We start from the raw sequence: 17,442 nt of genomic DNA on the forward strand, positions 1-17,442 counted from the left end.
GGCGTCACGTTAACGTCCCGCCGAGACAGTCACCTCTAGCCCCACGCCTGATGGCCCCAACTCTAAAAGGGTGTCGAAATCCTCTGCGCCCAGCACGGGGATACCAAGTGCCTCGGCTTTGGCTGCTTTCGACCCAGCGCCTTCCCCGGCCACAACGATATGCGTTTTCTTTGACACGGAACTTGACGCTTTACCACCTCGAGCCGCGATGGCTTCTTTTGCGCCTTCACGGTCATACCCAGGCATAGCACCCGAGACCACGACAGTCAGCCCAGCCAGCACGTCCGAAACGGGCCCTTGCACCTCGTCTTCCATGCGAACCCCGGCACTAGCCCACGCCTCGACAATGTCACGATGCCACTGAACGCTGAACCAATCGATCAAGCTTTCAGCAATAGTGGCACCGACACCGTCAACTGTGGATAGTTCCTCGATACTGGCGCCTCGCAGGCGTTCCATTGATGGAAATGCCGCCGCGAGCGCCTGCGCTGCTGTTGGCCCCACGTGTCGTATCGACAAAGCGTTGATGACACGCCACAGCGGCTGGGATTTTGCTGCGTCAAGTTCACGCAGCATGTTGTCAAGGCCTTTAGATGGCCGTTCTTCTTGTCCCTTGCGGAAAGACCCGTCCTTCTTTCGTACACCCGATGACCAGAAGGTCCGCACGTGTTTCCACCCGCTGTCACGTCCCGTTGTTTCACGGACACTCTTAAGTAGCGGGCCGTATTGCCAGGTGTGCACGTCTTTGACGGTCTGCGCACTCAAATCAAAAAGGTCGGCTTCTGAACGCAGCGCTGGTGTGGCGGGTGCGGGCAGAAGGGCTTCAGCGTGACTGAATAGGTCTGCGTGATCCTCCGCCTCCAAAAGATCAGGATGGAAGGTGAGGATGGAATTATCTGCCAGTTGCACAGGTTCACCTGCCACAAGGGCGGCAACAACCAGGTCACGGTTCGCCTCAGGTTGGGTGAGCGCGAGGGCTGACTCCGTTCCAAGGCCCTCAATATCTAAGGCTTGGCGTGCCCCAATAAAGGCGAGGCGTTCGGTGATTTGAGCCGGGCATGAGGCCTGGTTTGGACAGCGCAGGTCAACGTCATCTTCTTTTGCCGGTGCTAGCGGCGCTCCACATGAGGGGCACTGTGTAGGCATGACAAATGGCCGCTCTGTGCCGTTGCGAGCTGCGACTACTGGGCCAACGATTTCAGGTATGACATCGCCGGCTTTGCGCAGGACCACCATGTCGCCGATAAGGACACCTTTACGTGCCACCTCGGAGGCATTGTGTAAGGTCGCTCGCGAAACGTGAGAACCAGCAACTAGGACGGTTTCCATCACGCCGAAGGGGGTGACACGACCTGTGCGCCCCACTTGGACACGTATGTCGAGCAGGCGCGTGTGGACTTCCTCAGGTGGGAATTTATACGCACTTGCCCACCGGGGGGCCCGCGATGTCGTTCCCAAGGCGCGCTGTAAGTCCAGGTCGTCTACTTTGATGACGACGCCGTCAATTTCATGGTCGAGGCTGTGGCGCATGTGTCCCAACTGGTCAATACGCTGACTGATAGCATCTGGGCCCGTCAAACGCTGCGTATGCGGTGACACTGGCAGTCCCCAGGCTTGTATTTGTTGATACCAGCCATACTGGGTTGTTGGCGCAGTGAAGGTACCATCTGTGCTTTCAACGGCACCAATGCCGTGAGCAAGCATCGCAAGGGGGCGGCTGGCGGTAATGGAGGGATCTTTTTGCCGCAATGAACCGGCGGCGGCATTGCGCGGATTAACGAATGGTCTTTCCCCAGCCAGTACGCGCGCCTCGTTAAGGGCAGCAAAGTCAGCCACTGGGAAATAGATTTCTCCACGGATTTCCACGCGATCAGGGACAACATGCCCAGCGAGGCGATGCGGAATGCACGCAATGGTGGCGACATTCGCAGTGACATCTTCACCAGTGCGCCCATCGCCCCGGGTGGCGGCGCGCACCAGTACGCCGGCCTCGTAAAGGAGGTTGACAGCCAAACCGTCGACCTTAACCTCAACGGTCATGGGGACATCTGTGCCCAAGTCGGCGCGTACGCGATCTTCCCACGCGGCGAGTTCTTCCAGCGAAAAAACGTCGTCGAGACTCATCATGCGTTCCAGGTGGGGACTTGGCGCGAACGTCGTCACGGCCGTACCGCCCACTGAATGGGTCGGGGAATCGCCGCCAGCTAGTTGCGGGTAAGCCGCTTCAAGATCCTCTAATTCGCGGTAGTACCGGTCATAGTCCGCATCCGACAAGGTCGGCTCGTCGCGATCGTAATAAGCGGCGCGTGCTTGCTCAATGATGTCGATGAGCGCGGCGTGCCGGTCAGCGGCTTCACGCACAGTGGTGGGAACGGTATCGCCATGAGTCATGGCGCAATTGTGGCATTGCCGAAGCAAAAATGTGTATCGCATGTCTGTCGGCGAAATCCGATACCGTCAGTCCACAGGTATGTGCCTAGGCACGCTCTTTCCACAGAACCTGGTGACCGACACGTGCATTGACGCTCTGAAGTGAAGAATCAAGGACGTAACCAGCGGCATCTCGTCGTTGTCAACGCACGACACGGTATTCATCGATCCGTCGCATCGAAGGGATGCACGATCGATCACATACCAAAGAAGGAAGGAGTGCCCAGTGCTCACGGCTGCCGACGCTCTAGGCGCGCCCATGCACCTGGCGTGTATCGCTGGCCCAGATATTGGCAGTGTCATTCCGGTGGAGGATGGCCTTATTCTTGGGCGTTGCGGTACCTATCCGCTGTCTGATGACGCTGTGTCGAGGCAGCATTGCAAGATTCGATGCGTAGTGACCAGGCGCACCACCCTTTGGCAAATGACATCCCTCCAACGTGGGGCACCTTTGTTGTGGCGCATATCGCTGTTGCCGTGGCAACGCATTGGCGTGGACCGCTGGACAACGTTACGCCCGTCAATGCGGCTGCGATGCGGGGAGGATATTTTCCAAGTGCGCCGACGCCCACGCCGTCTGCTGTGGGCTGAGCCTTCTGCTACTGCGTTCTCGGGTCGTACCCTTGTCACCCGGCTATTACCTGCGATATTTTTTGCCTTTCTCTTGTGGCGTCTGCCCCTTATGATGCGGGTGTTTCTTCCTGACATTGACGCCTCACGTCTCCCTGTTTGGATTGGTGGCGCAGGAGCAGTCGTCCTGATTCTCTTCGCCACACGGTGGTGCCGCAGTGCCCTCAGGTCACGTCGACTGTGGAAACAGTGCGACGCCGCGATGTTGGCACTGGTTTTAGCTGCACGTCGTGTGCCGTCCCTTTCTAAAGACGGGGTGGTTGCGTTTTGGCCACAGCAGGTAAGGCCGTGGGGTGTCCAGTATTTACAGATTTCTGATCGGGCGCCGCGAGATAGCAAAGGTCCGCCCCCATGTACGAGCCCCGGCTTTTATGGGTCGGCCTGTGAGGCGAGTGCCTACTGGTGCGCTGCCCAGGTGGCCTTAGGGGTGGGAGGGGCTCGTATTCATTGCCCTGACGGGACCGTCATTGCGTTGGGCCGCCCGGTGCGCGATGTGTATCTTCATGCAGGCACTGCTGACATCGGGGTGGAATCGTCGGCTCCCACCGATGCTGCCGCGGTCGATGCCAACGCGATAAATATTGCGTATGCGCCGTCACTGATGGCCCTTCCTGCCTGGTGTGATGCGGCATTTCATGCGAAACGACCAATGACAAGTCACCTGTGGTGGTTGCTATGCGGTGGCGGCTGCATCGATTCAGGTGCCTTACCCGATCTTGTCTACGTCAATGAACTCGCGGCCGCATCTCCATCGGTCCAAGAGCCACTCGCGTCTCCGTCGCCGGCGCCTCAAGGGACCCTCGCCACGACATCTCCATCGCTCCAAGGGACACTCGCGGCCACGCTCGGCGTTGGGAAACAGGGGGTGGTCAGTATCGATCTCGTTTCAGATGGGCCACATGCACTTGTTGCAGGAACCACCGGGAGCGGGAAGTCTGAAGCGCTCCTGACGTGGATCCTTGCTTTAGCTCAACGGTACCCTCCTGAAATGGTCCAATTTGTCCTGCTTGACTACAAGGGTGGTGCCACTTTTGGTGCGCTCAGGCCACTACCTCATGTGGCGACGATACTGACCGATTTGACGCCAGGCGACACGTTGCGTTGCCTCAAAGGCTTAGATAGCCACATCCAATGGCGCGAGGCAATCCTGGCCCAGGCAGGCTATCCCAGCCTTGACGCATGGGAAGCAGCGTGTCTAGCACGTGCCAATGCCAATGCAGGTTGGAGCGACCCGGGCACAAGCGCCGCAGGCACGGCTGCCGCGAGCACAGCCGACGCAGGCATGGTTGCCGAGAGAAGTGCCATACATGGCGCCGACCCCTTGCCACGTCTCGTGATCGTGATTGACGAATTCCGGCAACTGTCATGCGCGCATAGTGATGCGATGGATACTCTTGTGCGGTTGGCCGCCCAAGGGCGTTCCCTCGGCGTGCATATTATCGCCGCAACGCAGCGTCCGGCTGGTATTGTCAGCGCTGCGATACGCGCGAATATGGACCTTAAACTCGTCTTCCGATGTGCAGAACCTGCTGATTCGCTTGATGTGCTCGGCAATGATCTGGCTGCGCAGCTGCCGCGCCTACCTGGGCGCGCACATTTGCGAGGATATGGCGACGTCCAGTGTGCCCTCACACCTCATGTGCCACGCATCGTTGACACCATTGTCAGCAAATACCCGACATTTGGCCGCCAATATCTCTGGTTGCCTCCACTTCCCGAAGTACTCACATGGTCCCAAGTATGGGATGAGCACCCCGCGAGTACCGACACCGCTAAGACCACGCTGAACCAGACAACGCTCCCCATCGCCCTGATCGATACCTTAGAAAGCGACCCTTCTGCCGTAGTGCCTCCCGTGGCATTAGCCTCGTCAATCCGCCGGACAGCAGACGGCGGGAATACCCTAGGCACGTATCCGCGCTTGGCGTGGGATGAATGCCATCTAGCCGTCGAGGGTCCATTTTCCGAGGCACCCCTCCTTCGGCGCGGAGCACAATCCTTGGCCTCTGCCATTGCACACGCGCGTGACGCTCGACTCCACTGCCTTTATGTGCCCGTTTCAACGCACACACGAGCGCGCCCAGCGTATGTCAGCGGTTCTTGGCTGGACGTAGACAATGCTGGCGATACTACCTATGTTCTTGAATACGTGGAGCACCTCGGACCTGGGGTTCTTCTCATTGAAGATGTTCCTCGACTTGTCGGGGCAATCGACCGTCGCCTCGGTGCTTCTGCAGGCAAACAATTGCTGAGCACACTGCTGACGCGGGCCGCACAATACGACGTTCAGGCGGTGGCAGTCATTCCAGGATATGGCCGCGATCAGAACGGCAGTTTTTCTACCCGTCTTATTCGGGCGCACACCACTACTGAACGGATGTTGGCCCGGCTCCCTTCACGGGTACCTGATTTACTTGCACCCAATCATTTTCTTTTCGAACGCGTCGGCACCACCGGACTGTGTGCGATCCCGCTGGATCCATACGTCGCAGCATGTACCGCAAATAGCGCAGGCAACAACACGGTGGGGCAAGAGCCTTGCCGAAATAATGTTTCCCATCCATTCACCGCACCGCTCGTGCGTTCAGAAAACGATGTGTATGATCGCGGTGTACTGCTAATCGGCGCCGACTTTCATGCTTACCAGCCAACAACGCAGTGTTCGTGGGTACTGATCGGTGAGCATAGCCTCAAGATATTGCCGTATCTCAACAATGCCTATACCTGCGTCGGTTTGCCACCACTTCGCCTGATAGACGATGGGGAGCCAGCACCGGGTGAGGTCACAGTCGTACCAGCGCAACGCGTACCGCTGATACGGATCATGCGTGGTCAGAATTATCTTGCGGCAGAGCCGAGTATTGACACGATTCGCGTACTGCGCTCAGCGACATCCCGAAACAGCCGCGCCCCCTGGGCCCAACATTGGCATGAACACAATGGGCTGATTGTTATTAACGGCAACACAGAACGCTTCCTTGTTTTACCTTCGTCACCTGCAGATATAAAGAAAAGCGCAGATGAAGTAACGTGATCATTTACACATAGATAATCGCGGGATTGTGAACACAAACTCTTGAACCCGTGGCGTCAATGACTCACACTTAACGATGTTGTATTTGTGTCAATGACGCAGCGAAGAAAATTGGTAGACGAAGTACTTATCCGAATCGAGGATCGAGAACATGGACTGGCGTAGCGAGGCGGCCTGCCTTCACGTTGACCCCGAGTTGTTTTTTCCCATTGGAAACACCGGTCCAGCTATTGCTCAGGCTGCAGAAGCGAAAGCCGTATGCGCCACCTGCTCGGTGCAAGCAATCTGCCTGCAATGGGCCATCGATAATAACCAGGACTCTGGGGTTTGGGGTGGCACCAGCGAAGAAGAGCGTCGCTCTTTGAAGCGCCGCGCAGCACGCGCACGCCGCGCCTCCTGAAATACTTACGACAGGTGGGGCCAGCACATTGCGGCTGGCCCCACCTGCTTTTTGCCACTACCTTCCCCGCTGTTTCTGCCACGCCACGGGCGCCTTGACCAATAGGCCTCACATACGAGGTCACGCAACGACCACGCGGGCACAACCAAATATCGGCAGTCGAAATAACTACGGGCGCATACGGATAATGACGGACGTACCGCCCAGATCGCGGCGACGCCACTCGATGGTGCCATGCAACTCGCCTTGCACCACCTGCCGAACAATCTGGGTGCCCAACCCTACCTCGACCGTATGAGGATCAAAGCCCTCACCGTCATCGGTCACCGTAATCACCATGACCTCATCTTCCTGATGAGCATCAACAACGACGGTACCATCACAAGATTTAAATCCGTGTTCCACCGCATTGGACACCAACTCATTGAGCACTGACGCCAATGCTTGTGCCTGTTCAGCACGCAAGGTACCAAAACGACCAGTCGTGACCACATCCACCTTATGGTCGGTGGCTGCGACGGCACCAGAAAGGCGCAACACTGAGCGCGCTACCTCGTCAAAGTCCACGGTCTCATTCACGTTATGCGAAAGTGCCTCATGCACAGTGGCGATGGCCTGCACGCGTCGCTCCGCCTCGGCAAGCGCCTTACGTACTGGCTCCTGGTCGCTGCGACGCGCCTGCAAACGCAACAATGCTGAAACTGTCTGCAAGTTATTTTTCACGCGGTGGTGGATCTCGCGAATGGTGGCATCTTTCGTCATGAGTTCCTGCTCACGACGACGCACCTCGGTCACGTCACGCGTGAGGATCACCGCACCCAGACGTTTCCTCCCATGCTGCAGCGGCAATGCGCGCATAGTGACCGTTGATGCGTGAGCCGAAATTTCCACGCGCCACGATGCCCGTCCCATCACCACCACAGGCAGTGACTCTTCAACCACGGATTCTTCACCCACAACTTCAGTGATTTCTTGGGCAAGGATCCGGCCCTCAACGGGACCATGTATACCAAGGCGCTTCAGACAGGACACCGCATTCGGCGTCAACTGCTCCACACGTCCTTCTGCGTCCAGCAGGACAACACCATCAAGGACACGCGGCACGCCTCGACTGGTCACCGTTGGCGTCGATTCGTAAGGATATTCACCTCGCGACATCATGGAGCACAGACAGTCAGCGGCCTCAAGCGTCCACGTTTCAAAACCCAGTGGGAGGCGCGGCGAGGACTGATTAGCTTCACAGGACATCACAGCAATGATGCGTCCGTTGCGGCACACCGGCACGCATGTTTCCATCATGGAATACGTGCCTGCCCACCGCGCAGACGAGGCCTTCACCACTTGACCAGTGACCAGGGCACGCCTCATTTCAATTTCACGCGCCGCAGGCAAATACAAGCCAATGATGTCATTCACATGAACCGTGGCCGATGTTGCTGGACGACAATGTGCAATGGCAACGAAACGATCATCCTGTGTTGGAAGCCATAGAACAAGGTCAGCTGCAGCAAGATCAGCCAATACCTGCCAGTCAGCAAGAAGAAGGTGCAACCAGTCGAGGTCCGCGGGCGCCAAAGGTACGGCGTCAGCGTTCTCCGCTAGTTGCGTCAGGCTTCTCATAGATTTGATTCTAATGCGACAATCACATAGGTCTCACCCTTTTCCACTTTAAGGAGCCAATCGTGCAAATCTGTGCAACCTTGCACCATAACGCTGTACCAGACGTGATCGCTAGACTGCTTCAAAACCCCGATTTTGCGCGGTTTCGCCTGTCCCAAATACCTACAATTTCGGTTGACGTCAACGGCATTGATACGGGCCTCGATACCGTGGTTGCCATCCCCCGATCACGTCTACCTGGGGCAGCTGCACGTTTTATACCAGGCCAGGGCGATCTTAGTGTAAGTCTGCATGAACGTTGGCACCATGACGGGCAAGGGTGGCGTGGAACCATCACCGTTGAAGCACCCGGATTACCCCTTCAACTCTCTATCACACAGGAGCTCACCGACGCGGATGGCACCTCAACGCTGCGCACCATTACCGCTGACGTACGCGTGACCATCCCACTATTTGGCTCACGCGTCGAACAGATGCTGTCAGGTCAGGTGGATCGTCTCATTCGCAAAGAAGAAGAGCTCGTCTCCACCTGGCTATCTGAACACTAGTGGCGACCCCAACACTGAGGGACCGAGTGTTCCTGTGCACAGCCTCGGCAATCGCGAAAGAATAGAGCCATGACTACTGAAGTTCCCGCACCAGCTGCCGATAACGGCCCCGGCCCAGCGCTCTACCTTGAGCGCACCGGGACACGCCAATACGTTGCGCGCAACGCGCGCGGCGCCGAAGTGCTTGTCGGTGACGGACCCGGTCGTTTTTCCCCCGGGGACCTTTTGAAACTTGCCTTAGCCGGATGCAACGCCATGTCCAGTGACGTGCGACTAGCAGGAGCGCTTGGCGAAGACTTCGAGCAGTTGATTGGAGTCAGCGGCACCTACAACTCTGACGCTGACCGCTACGAAGCGTTCCAAGTTGAGCTTATTCAGGATCTGTCGGCCCTTGATGAGCAGCAGCGTGCCACGGTTTTGCGCCGCGCTGAAGGAGCCATTGATCGCAACTGCACGATTGGCCATTCCTTTGAGCGTCCTCTTCCGTACACGCGTACCTTCACCAGTGAAGATCTGTCCGATCAGGCCTAGTATGTCTGCCAAGCAGTTGACGAAGTTCTCTCCAAGCGCACTGTGGGCTGCTGCCGTTGAGGTACCGTATGACGTTTCAGAACGTTCAGCCTTCAAGCTACGCGCCGCACACCCTGAGGCTACGCCAGCCCAGCTCGTTGACATCGCTCACCGGCGTTTTATTCGGCGAGTCAGTGCGGAGTCGGCTGCGGTTGGTGGTGCTGCTGCATTCCCGGGAGCTGGCACTGCCGTCAGTGCTGCCGCTTCGGCGGCTCAGCTGACCGCATTTATTGCCGAGGCGTCCCACCATGCGCTCGTCGTCGCTCACCTCCACGGGCTAGATATTCGCGACCCTGCGAAACGGACGGCACTTGTCTTAGCATCCCTTACCGGCCAGGAAGGTGCCGACGTCATCAGTCGCCAAGTGGGGATTCAGGCACTCGCATGGTTCCGCACGTCATTCTTGGATATTCGCACCATTTCAGCTGAGCAATTTAATTCGCTGATGCTGCGGTGGATTCGCAAACGGGTAGCATCATCTGCCGTGTCATCCACATTGGGACGCCTGATCCCCTTTGGCATTGGCGCGGTGGTGGGCTGGGGTGTTGGTTCCTCCCTTGCTAAGAAGGTGGTAGAGGGTTTGAATATTGCGCTAGGCGAAGCGCCACTCATCATCGATGTCCCGGTGACCGTTGATATTGACACCACTGATGAAGGCGATATTGAGCGTCGCTTCACCGAATTGCAACTCCCCCACTGACCCACCACCATGTGGGAAAATCCTAGCTTCACGTAATGATCGGAGTTTAACGTGTCCCCCACTGTCGACTCATCCCAGCTCCCCTCGGCGGACGCCGACAGCGCCGCTATCGCCCCCGCCTCGGCAATCGATCGCCAATACGAGGACCTACTGGCGCGCATAATGCGCGAAGGAAAACCCAAAGGGGACCGCACGGGCACCGGTACACGTTCCCTTTTTGGTGCACAATTGCGTTATGACCTGTCGCAAGGATTTCCGCTGATCACAACCAAGCGGGTCCACATGAAGTCAATCATCGGCGAGCTTTTGTGGTTCCTCAAGGGGGACTCCAATGTGCGGTGGTTGCAAGACAATGGGATCCGTATTTGGAATGAGTGGGCCGACGAGCACGGTGACCTCGGTCCGGTTTATGGCGTGCAATGGCGACGCTGGGCGGCATCGGCTGGCCGCGAAATTGACCAGATTTCCGAGGTCCTCCACACGCTGACAACGAACCCCAACTCTCGACGTATGATCGTGTCAGCCTGGAATGTTGGCGAGTTAGGCAAGATGGCTTTAGAACCGTGTCACGCCTTTTTCCAGCTGTATGTGGCAGACGGGCGCGTGAGTTTGCAACTCTACCAGCGTAGTGCCGATATGTTCCTTGGTGTCCCCTTCAATATTGCCTCGTATTCGCTGCTGACCCACATGTTTGCTCAGCAAGCCGGTCTTGAGGTGGGCGATTTCGTGTGGACGGGCGGCGACTGCCACATCTATGACAATCACGTCGAGCAGGTCACCGAGCAGTTGTCGCGCGAGCCGTACCCTTTCCCAGTGTTGCGACTCCGGCAGGCATCGTCGATCTTCGACTATGACTTTGATGATGTTGACGTTGTTGGCTACCAGCATCACCCGACCATTAAGGCGCCGGTGGCGGTGTGATGGACGAGGCGACAACAGGGGTGCGTATCGCCTCAATTTGGGCACAGGACCGGCGTGGGCTCCTTGGGTCAGGCACGGCAATGCTATGGCATGTCCCAGCAGATTTCGCACATTTTAAAGCCTCAACGCTGGGCTGCCCGGTGTTGATGGGACGCGCCTCTTGGGAGGCCTTAGGTCGCCCCCTGCCGGGACGACTCAATGTTGTCCTTTCGCGCGACACAACATATGTTGCTTCGGGAGCAGTTGTCGTGTCGTCACTTGAGGACGGCATTGTCGTCTGTCGGGACTGGGCGCGCGAACATACCGCTCATACAGTGTGGATTGCCGGAGGTGGCGCCGTATATGCGCAAGCACTCCCGCTAGTAGACGAGTTGGTCGTGACGCACCTTGACCTTGAAGTGAACGTGCCTGAGGGAGCGCCAGCGGTCTATGCGCCACCTATTGACAGCGCCACATGGCGCGTCGATGAGGATCGTTCAGATCAGGAGTGGCGGCCTATTTCCGGGGATGCTGCCTGGAAAGTTGTGACGTATATTCGTCGTTGACACTCCCGCGTAGAGGTAACTGGGTTCGCCCGACTGTCCGCATTACTCACGTGTCGCACTGACGATGTGGAGCCGTCACGTGCGCAGGCGTATTGTTACGTCGTGCCTTCAACCCGCGTGACTGCTGTAACTGCTGACCCGACTGTACGTGCCTTACTTGCCGTGGTGTTATTTACCTATACCGCGCAAAATATGTTGAATGTATCCGTGGCGCCGTTGGCCCGTGAATTGCAGTTACCTGAGTGGAGTGTCGGCGCGGCGGTTTCAGTGGCGGCACTGACTGTTGCTGCCTTATCACAGTTTTGGGGACGCCGTGCGGTTGCTTGGGGCCCTAGACGTGTCATTCTTTTGGCCCTCAGCTGCGCCTTTGTTGCCGGGATTCTTTTTTCGTTGGCTGTATGGGCGCGCAGTATTGGCGCCCTTGGTGTGGCACTAACCGCATGTGCCATTATCATCTCGCGTGGCCCGTTTTTTGGTGCTGCCGTTGCGGCAATACCGCCCACCGGTCAGGTTCTTGTTGCGCAGCTGACCGACACCGAGGCGGCACGTATTCGCGGGATGGCCTCTTTTTCTGGCGCGATCAATGTGTCCATCATGATCGGGTCAATGGTGTCGTCTCTTCTGGCACTGTGGTGGATTGATGCGCCGGTACATGCAACACCATGGTTTGTTGCCATTGCTTTGCTAATTGCGTGGTTTGCCTTACCGAAAGCACGCCAAGGTGTGTCTTCACGTTCCACTGCAGATGAGCACTGTAGCGTGTCAGAAGAAGCCTTCGGTGTGGTTGAGGCTACCGGCAGCGTGGCAAAAGAGGCCCTCGGTGTGGCAACCGAAGACCGCACTATTTTGGGCAAGGAGCCCACCGAGGTGTCCAATTTCGTGAGCGCACGTGAAAACCGCACCATATTGGGCAAGGAGCCCACCGCACGAGAAAACTCTGCCGCTACGTCAAGCGGGCAGCAGCCCCACGCAGTACCTCAAAACGAGGAAAAACAGCAGGAGGAACCGCACAAGGAAGAACAACTGCCACGCCACACACCGCCTCGCAAAGAAACACGAGCTGCGCACGAAACGCCAGCCGCACTACCGCCTCGTGTCGCCTGGAATGACGCGCGTATCTTGCCGTGGATGCTTGGAGCCTTCGGAATCTTTTTCGCTACAGGGGTCACCCAGATTCTGGCAGGCTTCATTGTGCAGGACCGTTTGGCACTGACTCCACAAGAAGCAATTCCCTTAACAGCAGTGCTGTTGATGTCGCACGCCGTCGGAGCGATGCTCATGCAACTAGTGGTCGTCCCTCGCCTTGCGTGGACACCTGCCGAGCTGATGCGCCGAGGGGTGAGTCTCGGGTTTATTTTCTTGATCGTCCTTACCTTCGCTACGCAACTGTGGTTGTTGATTGTGGTGGCCCTGACCCTTGGTGTCGCATCGGGTTTGGTTGGGCCCGGATTTTCTGCCGGAGGCTCCCTTGCTGTCAGCGCTGCGGAACAAGGTGGCGTTGCCGGCGTCCTCAACGCGACCGGAGCGGTGACGTGGATATTTGCGCCAGTCAGCGCAGCCGCAATGTACGGCTGGCATCCTCTATCCCCTTTTGCCTTGGCGGTAGCAATTCTGGCGGTAAGTGTGGCCGTTGTGTGGTTTCATCCCAGGTTACGAGGCGGGCAGGTAGGCACTTCATCAGCCACACATGACCCATCTCACCGCTCCTCAGTTTGAGGCTCGCACGACAGGCAGGTAGGCTGGTCATTACCGACGCGGGGTGGAGCAGCTCGGTAGCTCGCCGGGCTCATAACCCGGAGGTCGCAGGTTCAAATCCTGTCCCCGCTACTAGAAAAAGATTCATACTTGAGGATTCTCAGGATAGGGACACCTCCCGGGCGCTTCATAGCCGAAGCTTCGACTCCCAGTCTTCAATCTACTCACGGGTAAAACACACATCCCAAAACTCTCCCTCGATCGTTTTCAAGGCAACCGACTAGAAATGAGTTTGCGCCAAGCGAAAGGAGCACCACGTGGCAGCCACGACAGCAACCACCGTGACAACCGTGGACGAACGCAAGCTGCGTGTGGCCGAGGCGATCCACAGTGGCGAGATGGAAGGCCTGTCGGTGACGCCTGTCGGCCGGAAGGACGCCGCCGAGTACATTGCTGGCCGCATTGACTCTGACGAATTAGTGGCCCGCGCGCGGGCACGCTATGGCCTCGACTGACTTCGTCGACCCGTATCTTGATCCCAAGACGGGTCTACTAAGGAATAAGGTCGGCGCACGGACGAAGACTGCCCTCGACGAGGCCGAGGGTGACCTTTCCTTTGCCCGCCTGATTCAGTTCCTAGATCACCCGGTAAAGCCGACCGGCGACCTTGACGAGTTGTGTGCGATTCACCGTCATCTGTTCCAGGACGTTTACGACTGGGCAGGAGAGTTGCGCACCGTTGACATTCGAAAGAATGTGGAGGGAGCCCTGTTCTTTCTTCCCGCATCGATGATCAGTCGTTCCGCCGCATACTGCGCGGCGGAGTTACGGGCCGACAATGAGCTGCGCGGTATGAACCGCGAGCTGTTCATCGACCGCCTAACGTACCACTACGACCAGTTTAACTACGTGCACCCGTTCCGCGAAGGTAACGGCAGGACGCAACGAGTGTTCTGGAATCGCGTCGCCCGCGACGCCGGGTGGCAGCTTGACTGGCGCGAGGTGCTCGGCGCAACCAACGACCACGCAAGCCGGGCAGCATCTGAGCAACAGAATTTCCAGCCACTACGTGAGATGTTCAATCGGATCGTCAGCAAAGCGATCCCTCAGGGCGAGCGAGACGCCACCTGGCTCGCCGCGGAGCGCGACAGGCTGTCGTTCCCTACGAGTGCCATCGAGACTACGCATGGTCCCAACACAGCAGACGAGCAGTGATATCGAAACCGAGTAAGGTACCCATCGAGTTGATTGGTGCTTGCGGTCGTCGCGGCGTCTTTCTCCAGTGAACGATCCCGTTATTCCCCGCCACTTTAGTGCAATGGCCCGTCTGCCTGATTGATCGCTTTTATTTGGGACGCACGGGGTGTCGAATAATAGTTCTGAGTTTTTCTGGAGCGACTTTGCGCGGATCCCCTAAATAGATTTCGTGGTGGTGGCGCGTGTGTGAAATGTCGAGGACGTAGCCTTGCTGGGCAATGTAGTCATGCATCGAGGCAACGGTCATTGGCTCGTCGTCATAGGGGCCTACGTGGAGGCACTGAACACACAGCCCTTCGTCGTAGACCAGATGTTCTACGCACGAAAAATCTTGTTTCTTTTTCGCACTTGCCGTTTGAGCTGCCCATGCCACTACTTCGGGTGTCACGAAGTCAGGCATTCGGATCAGTGCGATCCATTGAAATGCTGCCTTATTTGCGTAGTCAACACCTTCTGTGCCGTCTTGCCACCAGAATCCTTCAAGGGGTGGAACAACGAAGTCAACGTAGCCTTCAATGTGGCGGTCACCTTTTTTGCTCATTTTTATTGTGTAGGCGACCGCGTAGAGTGCGGCAATAGTGTGCGCATAGTCGCCATCACTCTCGTTGGGGTCGCCTTGTCCCCTCACCGCAATGTAACGAGCGGGCGCAACGGTAAGTATCGTCGGTTGAGCTTGCGGTGCATAGAGTTCTTTATGTTCTTTTTTCAGGTCCAGCACCATGCGTCTGCTCGTCCCTTCCTTGGTGTTTGCCGAGGTGCAGCCACCTTTGTCAGATGGGCTGAGATTGCGTATCGAATCGGTTCGTCACTATCGTAATGACGTTTTTCTGGCAGTTCCAGGTATTGACAGACAATAGAGACATATCGATAATCGATATATGGAGTTTCGAAATGCGCGTCTTCTTTTGCGAATCACCCTTGTCATTCTCATCATTGCAATCATTCCCTTTCAACTGATTGCACCCTTAGTAGCCAACGAGGTTGCCCTGTTCAATCCTGAGGTGTCACATCTTGTGCTCCCGTATTCACTCTGTGCAGTTGGGGCATTATGTGCAGTGCAAGTGATCCTCGTTGCTCTGTGGCTATTGGCTGGAAGCGTTGAGACGCCCGCCTACTACACACGCAGGTCACTAAAATGGTTCACGATGATTCAGGTCGCAACGGTCTTTGCCGCTGGGCTACCCACACTTGGCCTTGCCCATGCAATATGGTGTGTCCAGGTCCGACATCTAATGGTGAGCCTCGGATTCATTGGTTTTTTGACACTCGGCGTCTGTTTTTATGCCCTGGTATCTATTGGTCGTTTCCTTTATCTTCAACACACCAGCGCCCACGATGAGTTGGAGTACGTGATTTAGGATGATTCGCGTCAAACTTGACACCTTGCTTGCCCAAAAGGGCCTATCTGTTAAAGACTTTGCCGACGCCGTGGGATTGACGCCCGTTAACGTGTCGATACTGAAGAATGGACGGGCACGCGCAATACGTTTTTCCACTCTGGAATCAATCTGCCAAGTCCTGCAATGCCAACCTGCCGACCTCTTGGAATACGTGCCAACAAAAGATGACAGTGCCTCCACCTTTGACGTATAGCCTCTTTCCTCTCACGAATTTGGCTCACGAAACGGGGAACACGTGATTACTAACGTTCGCCTTTCGTTTCGTTAGTGAGCGCGATACTGTGTGGGGCTTTGACCAGTCCACAAAGTGAAGGCACGTACGAAGCTGTGGGGCTCGCTGTAATCGAGCATGAATGCAATGGTGTCCAGGCTCATTTCAGTATTGGCAAGGTACTGTTTCGCCAACAATAAACGTACGTGATTGAGTTGTTTGCGGTATGTGGTTTCTTCTTCGCTGAGTCTGCGTTGAATTGTGCGAGCACTTGTGTGAAGTGCGTGTGCAACGTCTTCAACGGTACTTTTGCCTGCCGGAAGGAGTTCAATAAGCGCTGCACGTACCCGAGCGGCCATTGTGTCGTCTATTTCGAGGTGGTCGAGCCGTTTACGTAATTCCGGTTCGAAAAACTCCCACATTGCCGTATTTGTTGCAACAAACGGAAGCAAAAGATCAGCGGTGTTGAAGGTTATTGCGTTGATACCGTTAACAACGATTGATCGAGAAGGTAGGTCGGCATATTTTTACTTTGCGCTACCTGCGATTTGCTGATCGTACACAAAGTTCAGCATTTGTTTGCGTGGCATGAGTGGCGACAATGCGATAAGGGGACGCTGCCACGAAACGAGGCCAGAAATAATGTTGATTTTTCCTTGGAGCATTCCGTCGTAGCCTTCTTGTGCCACCTTGGTCGGGGACATTGCGTTGGCAAAAAGTTTGGTGTCATCTAAGCCGCCAGCAGTCGCGAAGCCTGTTTGCATCGCACCTGGCATGAGGCAAGAAACGGTTACTCCTGTGCCTTGCACTTCACGCCACAGCGCATTGGACCAACTTGTCACATACGCTTTCGTCGCATAGTAGACGGCTTGGAGTGGCCCCGGCGTGGTGGCCGCAGTGGAAGAGACGTTAAGAACGCGGCCACTGCCACGTTTGATCATCTCAGGCAAGAAGAGTTTGAGAAGTCGGGTTGGAGCTTCGATGTTGACTGCAATCATCGAGAGGTCTTGTTCCATTGAGCGTTCGCGAGCGAAGTCACCTTGACCGCCGAATCCTGCATTATTGATGAAAAGATCAGGAAGTAGGATATTGCTCATGCAGTATTCGAAGATTGTGTGCGCGGCACTTTCGTCAGAGAGGTCAGCTTTCACGGTGTATACCTGAACACCGAAGGTGTCACGGACCTTTGTGGCTTGTTCTTCAAGTTTGGCTTGAGAACGTCCAACAAGAATGAGGTCCCCGCCTGTTTTTGCGTGGATGTTGACGAACTCAGTGCCGAGACCGCCGTATGACCCAGTGATAAGTGCAAGTGACATGATGTGCTCTTTCTATTGACATTGCCTTGACGTTGTCAACACTACGCAAGAATCAACAGTTGCACGTCAACAAATTGCGCCAACTATTGTCAATACGCGCCAAGTTGGGGTGCGTATGCGTCAGAACCGCATCGCTGAAAACAAAAACGAAGGCATCAGGCCGCA

At 56.4% G+C, this 17,442-nt stretch carries 17 protein-coding genes and 1 tRNA gene; 13 read left to right on the top strand and 5 right to left on the bottom strand.

Annotation, left to right across the window (positions count from 1 at the left end; translation table 11 throughout):
* Positions 1-9: 9 nt before the first annotated feature.
* Positions 10-2,391, bottom strand: a complete 2,382-nt coding sequence (gene ligA, locus G438_RS0106165) for an NAD-dependent DNA ligase LigA (RefSeq protein ID WP_051259365.1) — start codon at positions 2,389-2,391, stop codon at positions 10-12.
* A 265-nt stretch (positions 2,392-2,656) separates the two neighbouring features.
* Between ligA and G438_RS0106170 the strand changes: the two genes are divergently transcribed.
* Positions 2,657-6,094, top strand: coding sequence for an FtsK/SpoIIIE domain-containing protein (locus tag G438_RS0106170; protein WP_026460576.1), 3,438 nt, complete (start codon positions 2,657-2,659; stop codon positions 6,092-6,094).
* A gap of 151 nt (positions 6,095-6,245) precedes the next feature.
* A complete protein-coding gene (locus G438_RS0106175) occupies positions 6,246-6,494 on the top strand; it encodes a WhiB family transcriptional regulator (protein WP_026460577.1) in 249 nt (82 codons plus the stop codon).
* Positions 6,495-6,662: 168 nt separating this feature from the next.
* Here G438_RS0106175 and G438_RS0106180 read toward each other — a convergent pair whose 3' ends face one another.
* Complete coding sequence (locus G438_RS0106180) at positions 6,663-8,114, bottom strand: sensor histidine kinase (RefSeq protein WP_026460578.1); 1,452 nt, start codon at positions 8,112-8,114, stop codon at positions 6,663-6,665.
* A 62-nt stretch (positions 8,115-8,176) separates the two neighbouring features.
* On the opposite strand from G438_RS0106180, the gene G438_RS11985 reads away from it, so the two are divergent.
* The 9 genes from G438_RS11985 (at position 8,177) to G438_RS11150 (ending at position 14,308) form a co-directional block, all read left to right on the top strand.
* Positions 8,177-8,662: a DUF2505 domain-containing protein gene (locus G438_RS11985; RefSeq protein WP_051259366.1), complete on the top strand. Its 486-nt coding sequence runs from the start codon at positions 8,177-8,179 to the stop codon at positions 8,660-8,662.
* 69 nt (positions 8,663-8,731) lie between these two features.
* Positions 8,732-9,193 (top strand): OsmC family protein, encoded by a 462-nt coding sequence (locus G438_RS0106190; RefSeq protein ID WP_026460579.1) that lies wholly within the window; start codon positions 8,732-8,734, stop codon positions 9,191-9,193.
* Position 9,194: 1 nt separating this feature from the next.
* Positions 9,195-9,932 carry a hypothetical protein gene (locus tag G438_RS0106195; protein WP_051259367.1) on the top strand — a complete coding sequence of 246 codons (738 nt, stop codon included), beginning with the start codon at positions 9,195-9,197 and terminating at the stop codon, positions 9,930-9,932.
* A 108-nt stretch (positions 9,933-10,040) separates the two neighbouring features.
* A complete protein-coding gene (locus tag G438_RS0106200) occupies positions 10,041-10,853 on the top strand; it encodes a thymidylate synthase (protein WP_034285536.1) in 813 nt (270 codons plus the stop codon).
* Entirely contained in the window at positions 10,853-11,398 is a 546-nt protein-coding gene (locus tag G438_RS0106205; RefSeq protein WP_034285482.1) for a dihydrofolate reductase, read from the top strand. The genes G438_RS0106200 and G438_RS0106205 overlap by 1 nt, the downstream gene beginning before the upstream one ends.
* Before the next feature lie 102 nt (positions 11,399-11,500).
* The gene (locus G438_RS11140) at positions 11,501-13,114 is read left to right on the top strand and encodes an MFS transporter (RefSeq protein ID WP_051259368.1); all 1,614 of its coding nucleotides are present in this window, start codon (positions 11,501-11,503) and stop codon (positions 13,112-13,114) included.
* Between the two features lie 37 nt (positions 13,115-13,151).
* Positions 13,152-13,225 (top strand) — tRNA-Met (locus tag G438_RS0106215).
* A gap of 185 nt (positions 13,226-13,410) precedes the next feature.
* Entirely contained in the window at positions 13,411-13,608 is a 198-nt protein-coding gene (locus G438_RS12650) for an antitoxin VbhA family protein (protein ID WP_034285485.1), read from the top strand.
* Positions 13,595-14,308, top strand: a complete 714-nt coding sequence (locus tag G438_RS11150; protein WP_051259369.1) for a Fic/DOC family protein — start codon at positions 13,595-13,597, stop codon at positions 14,306-14,308. Before G438_RS12650 ends, G438_RS11150 begins: the two co-directional genes overlap by 14 nt.
* Before the next feature lie 130 nt (positions 14,309-14,438).
* Here the strand turns inward: G438_RS11150 and G438_RS0106230 are convergent, their stop codons facing one another.
* The gene (locus G438_RS0106230; protein ID WP_026460583.1) at positions 14,439-15,071 is read right to left on the bottom strand and encodes a GyrI-like domain-containing protein; all 633 of its coding nucleotides are present in this window, start codon (positions 15,069-15,071) and stop codon (positions 14,439-14,441) included.
* Between the two features lie 157 nt (positions 15,072-15,228).
* On the opposite strand from G438_RS0106230, the gene G438_RS11990 reads away from it, so the two are divergent.
* Positions 15,229-15,708 carry a DUF2975 domain-containing protein gene (locus G438_RS11990; RefSeq protein WP_051259370.1) on the top strand — a complete coding sequence of 160 codons (480 nt, stop codon included), beginning with the start codon at positions 15,229-15,231 and terminating at the stop codon, positions 15,706-15,708.
* 1 nt (position 15,709) lies between these two features.
* Positions 15,710-15,943, top strand: a complete 234-nt coding sequence (locus G438_RS0106240; RefSeq protein ID WP_026460584.1) for a helix-turn-helix domain-containing protein — start codon at positions 15,710-15,712, stop codon at positions 15,941-15,943.
* Between the two features lie 71 nt (positions 15,944-16,014).
* On the opposite strand, the gene G438_RS0106245 is transcribed toward G438_RS0106240, so the two are convergent.
* Together G438_RS0106245 and G438_RS0106250 are read right to left on the bottom strand one after the other, a co-directional pair.
* Positions 16,015-16,383 carry a helix-turn-helix transcriptional regulator gene (locus G438_RS0106245; protein ID WP_026460585.1) on the bottom strand — a complete coding sequence of 123 codons (369 nt, stop codon included), beginning with the start codon at positions 16,381-16,383 and terminating at the stop codon, positions 16,015-16,017.
* Positions 16,384-16,488: 105 nt separating this feature from the next.
* Positions 16,489-17,277 (bottom strand): SDR family NAD(P)-dependent oxidoreductase, encoded by a 789-nt coding sequence (locus tag G438_RS0106250; RefSeq protein WP_034285488.1) that lies wholly within the window; start codon positions 17,275-17,277, stop codon positions 16,489-16,491.
* Between the last annotated feature and the right edge of the window lie 165 nt (positions 17,278-17,442).

It is taken from the genome of Schaalia suimastitidis DSM 15538, assembly GCF_000429105.1.
Taxonomy (GTDB): Bacteria; Actinomycetota; Actinomycetes; order Actinomycetales; family Actinomycetaceae; genus Pauljensenia; species Pauljensenia suimastitidis.

Bases quoted from the DNA above. Each gene is read 5' to 3' on its own strand.
- ligA (WP_051259365.1), bottom strand. From the start codon at position 2,391: ATGACTCATGGCGATACCGTTCCCACCACTGTGCGTGAAGCCGCTGAC.
- G438_RS0106175 (WP_026460577.1), top strand. From the start codon at position 6,246: ATGGACTGGCGTAGCGAGGCGGCCTGCCTTCACGTTGACCCCGAGTTG.
- G438_RS0106180 (WP_026460578.1), bottom strand. From the start codon at position 8,114: ATGAGAAGCCTGACGCAACTAGCGGAGAACGCTGACGCCGTACCTTTG.
- G438_RS0106190 (WP_026460579.1), top strand. From the start codon at position 8,732: ATGACTACTGAAGTTCCCGCACCAGCTGCCGATAACGGCCCCGGCCCA.
- G438_RS0106195 (WP_051259367.1), top strand. From the start codon at position 9,195: ATGTCTGCCAAGCAGTTGACGAAGTTCTCTCCAAGCGCACTGTGGGCT.
- G438_RS0106205 (WP_034285482.1), top strand. From the start codon at position 10,853: ATGGACGAGGCGACAACAGGGGTGCGTATCGCCTCAATTTGGGCACAG.
- G438_RS11150 (WP_051259369.1), top strand. From the start codon at position 13,595: ATGGCCTCGACTGACTTCGTCGACCCGTATCTTGATCCCAAGACGGGT.
- G438_RS0106230 (WP_026460583.1), bottom strand. From the start codon at position 15,071: ATGGTGCTGGACCTGAAAAAAGAACATAAAGAACTCTATGCACCGCAA.
- G438_RS11990 (WP_051259370.1), top strand. From the start codon at position 15,229: ATGGAGTTTCGAAATGCGCGTCTTCTTTTGCGAATCACCCTTGTCATT.
- G438_RS0106240 (WP_026460584.1), top strand. From the start codon at position 15,710: ATGATTCGCGTCAAACTTGACACCTTGCTTGCCCAAAAGGGCCTATCT.
- G438_RS0106245 (WP_026460585.1), bottom strand. From the start codon at position 16,383: ATGTGGGAGTTTTTCGAACCGGAATTACGTAAACGGCTCGACCACCTC.
- G438_RS0106250 (WP_034285488.1), bottom strand. From the start codon at position 17,277: ATGTCACTTGCACTTATCACTGGGTCATACGGCGGTCTCGGCACTGAG.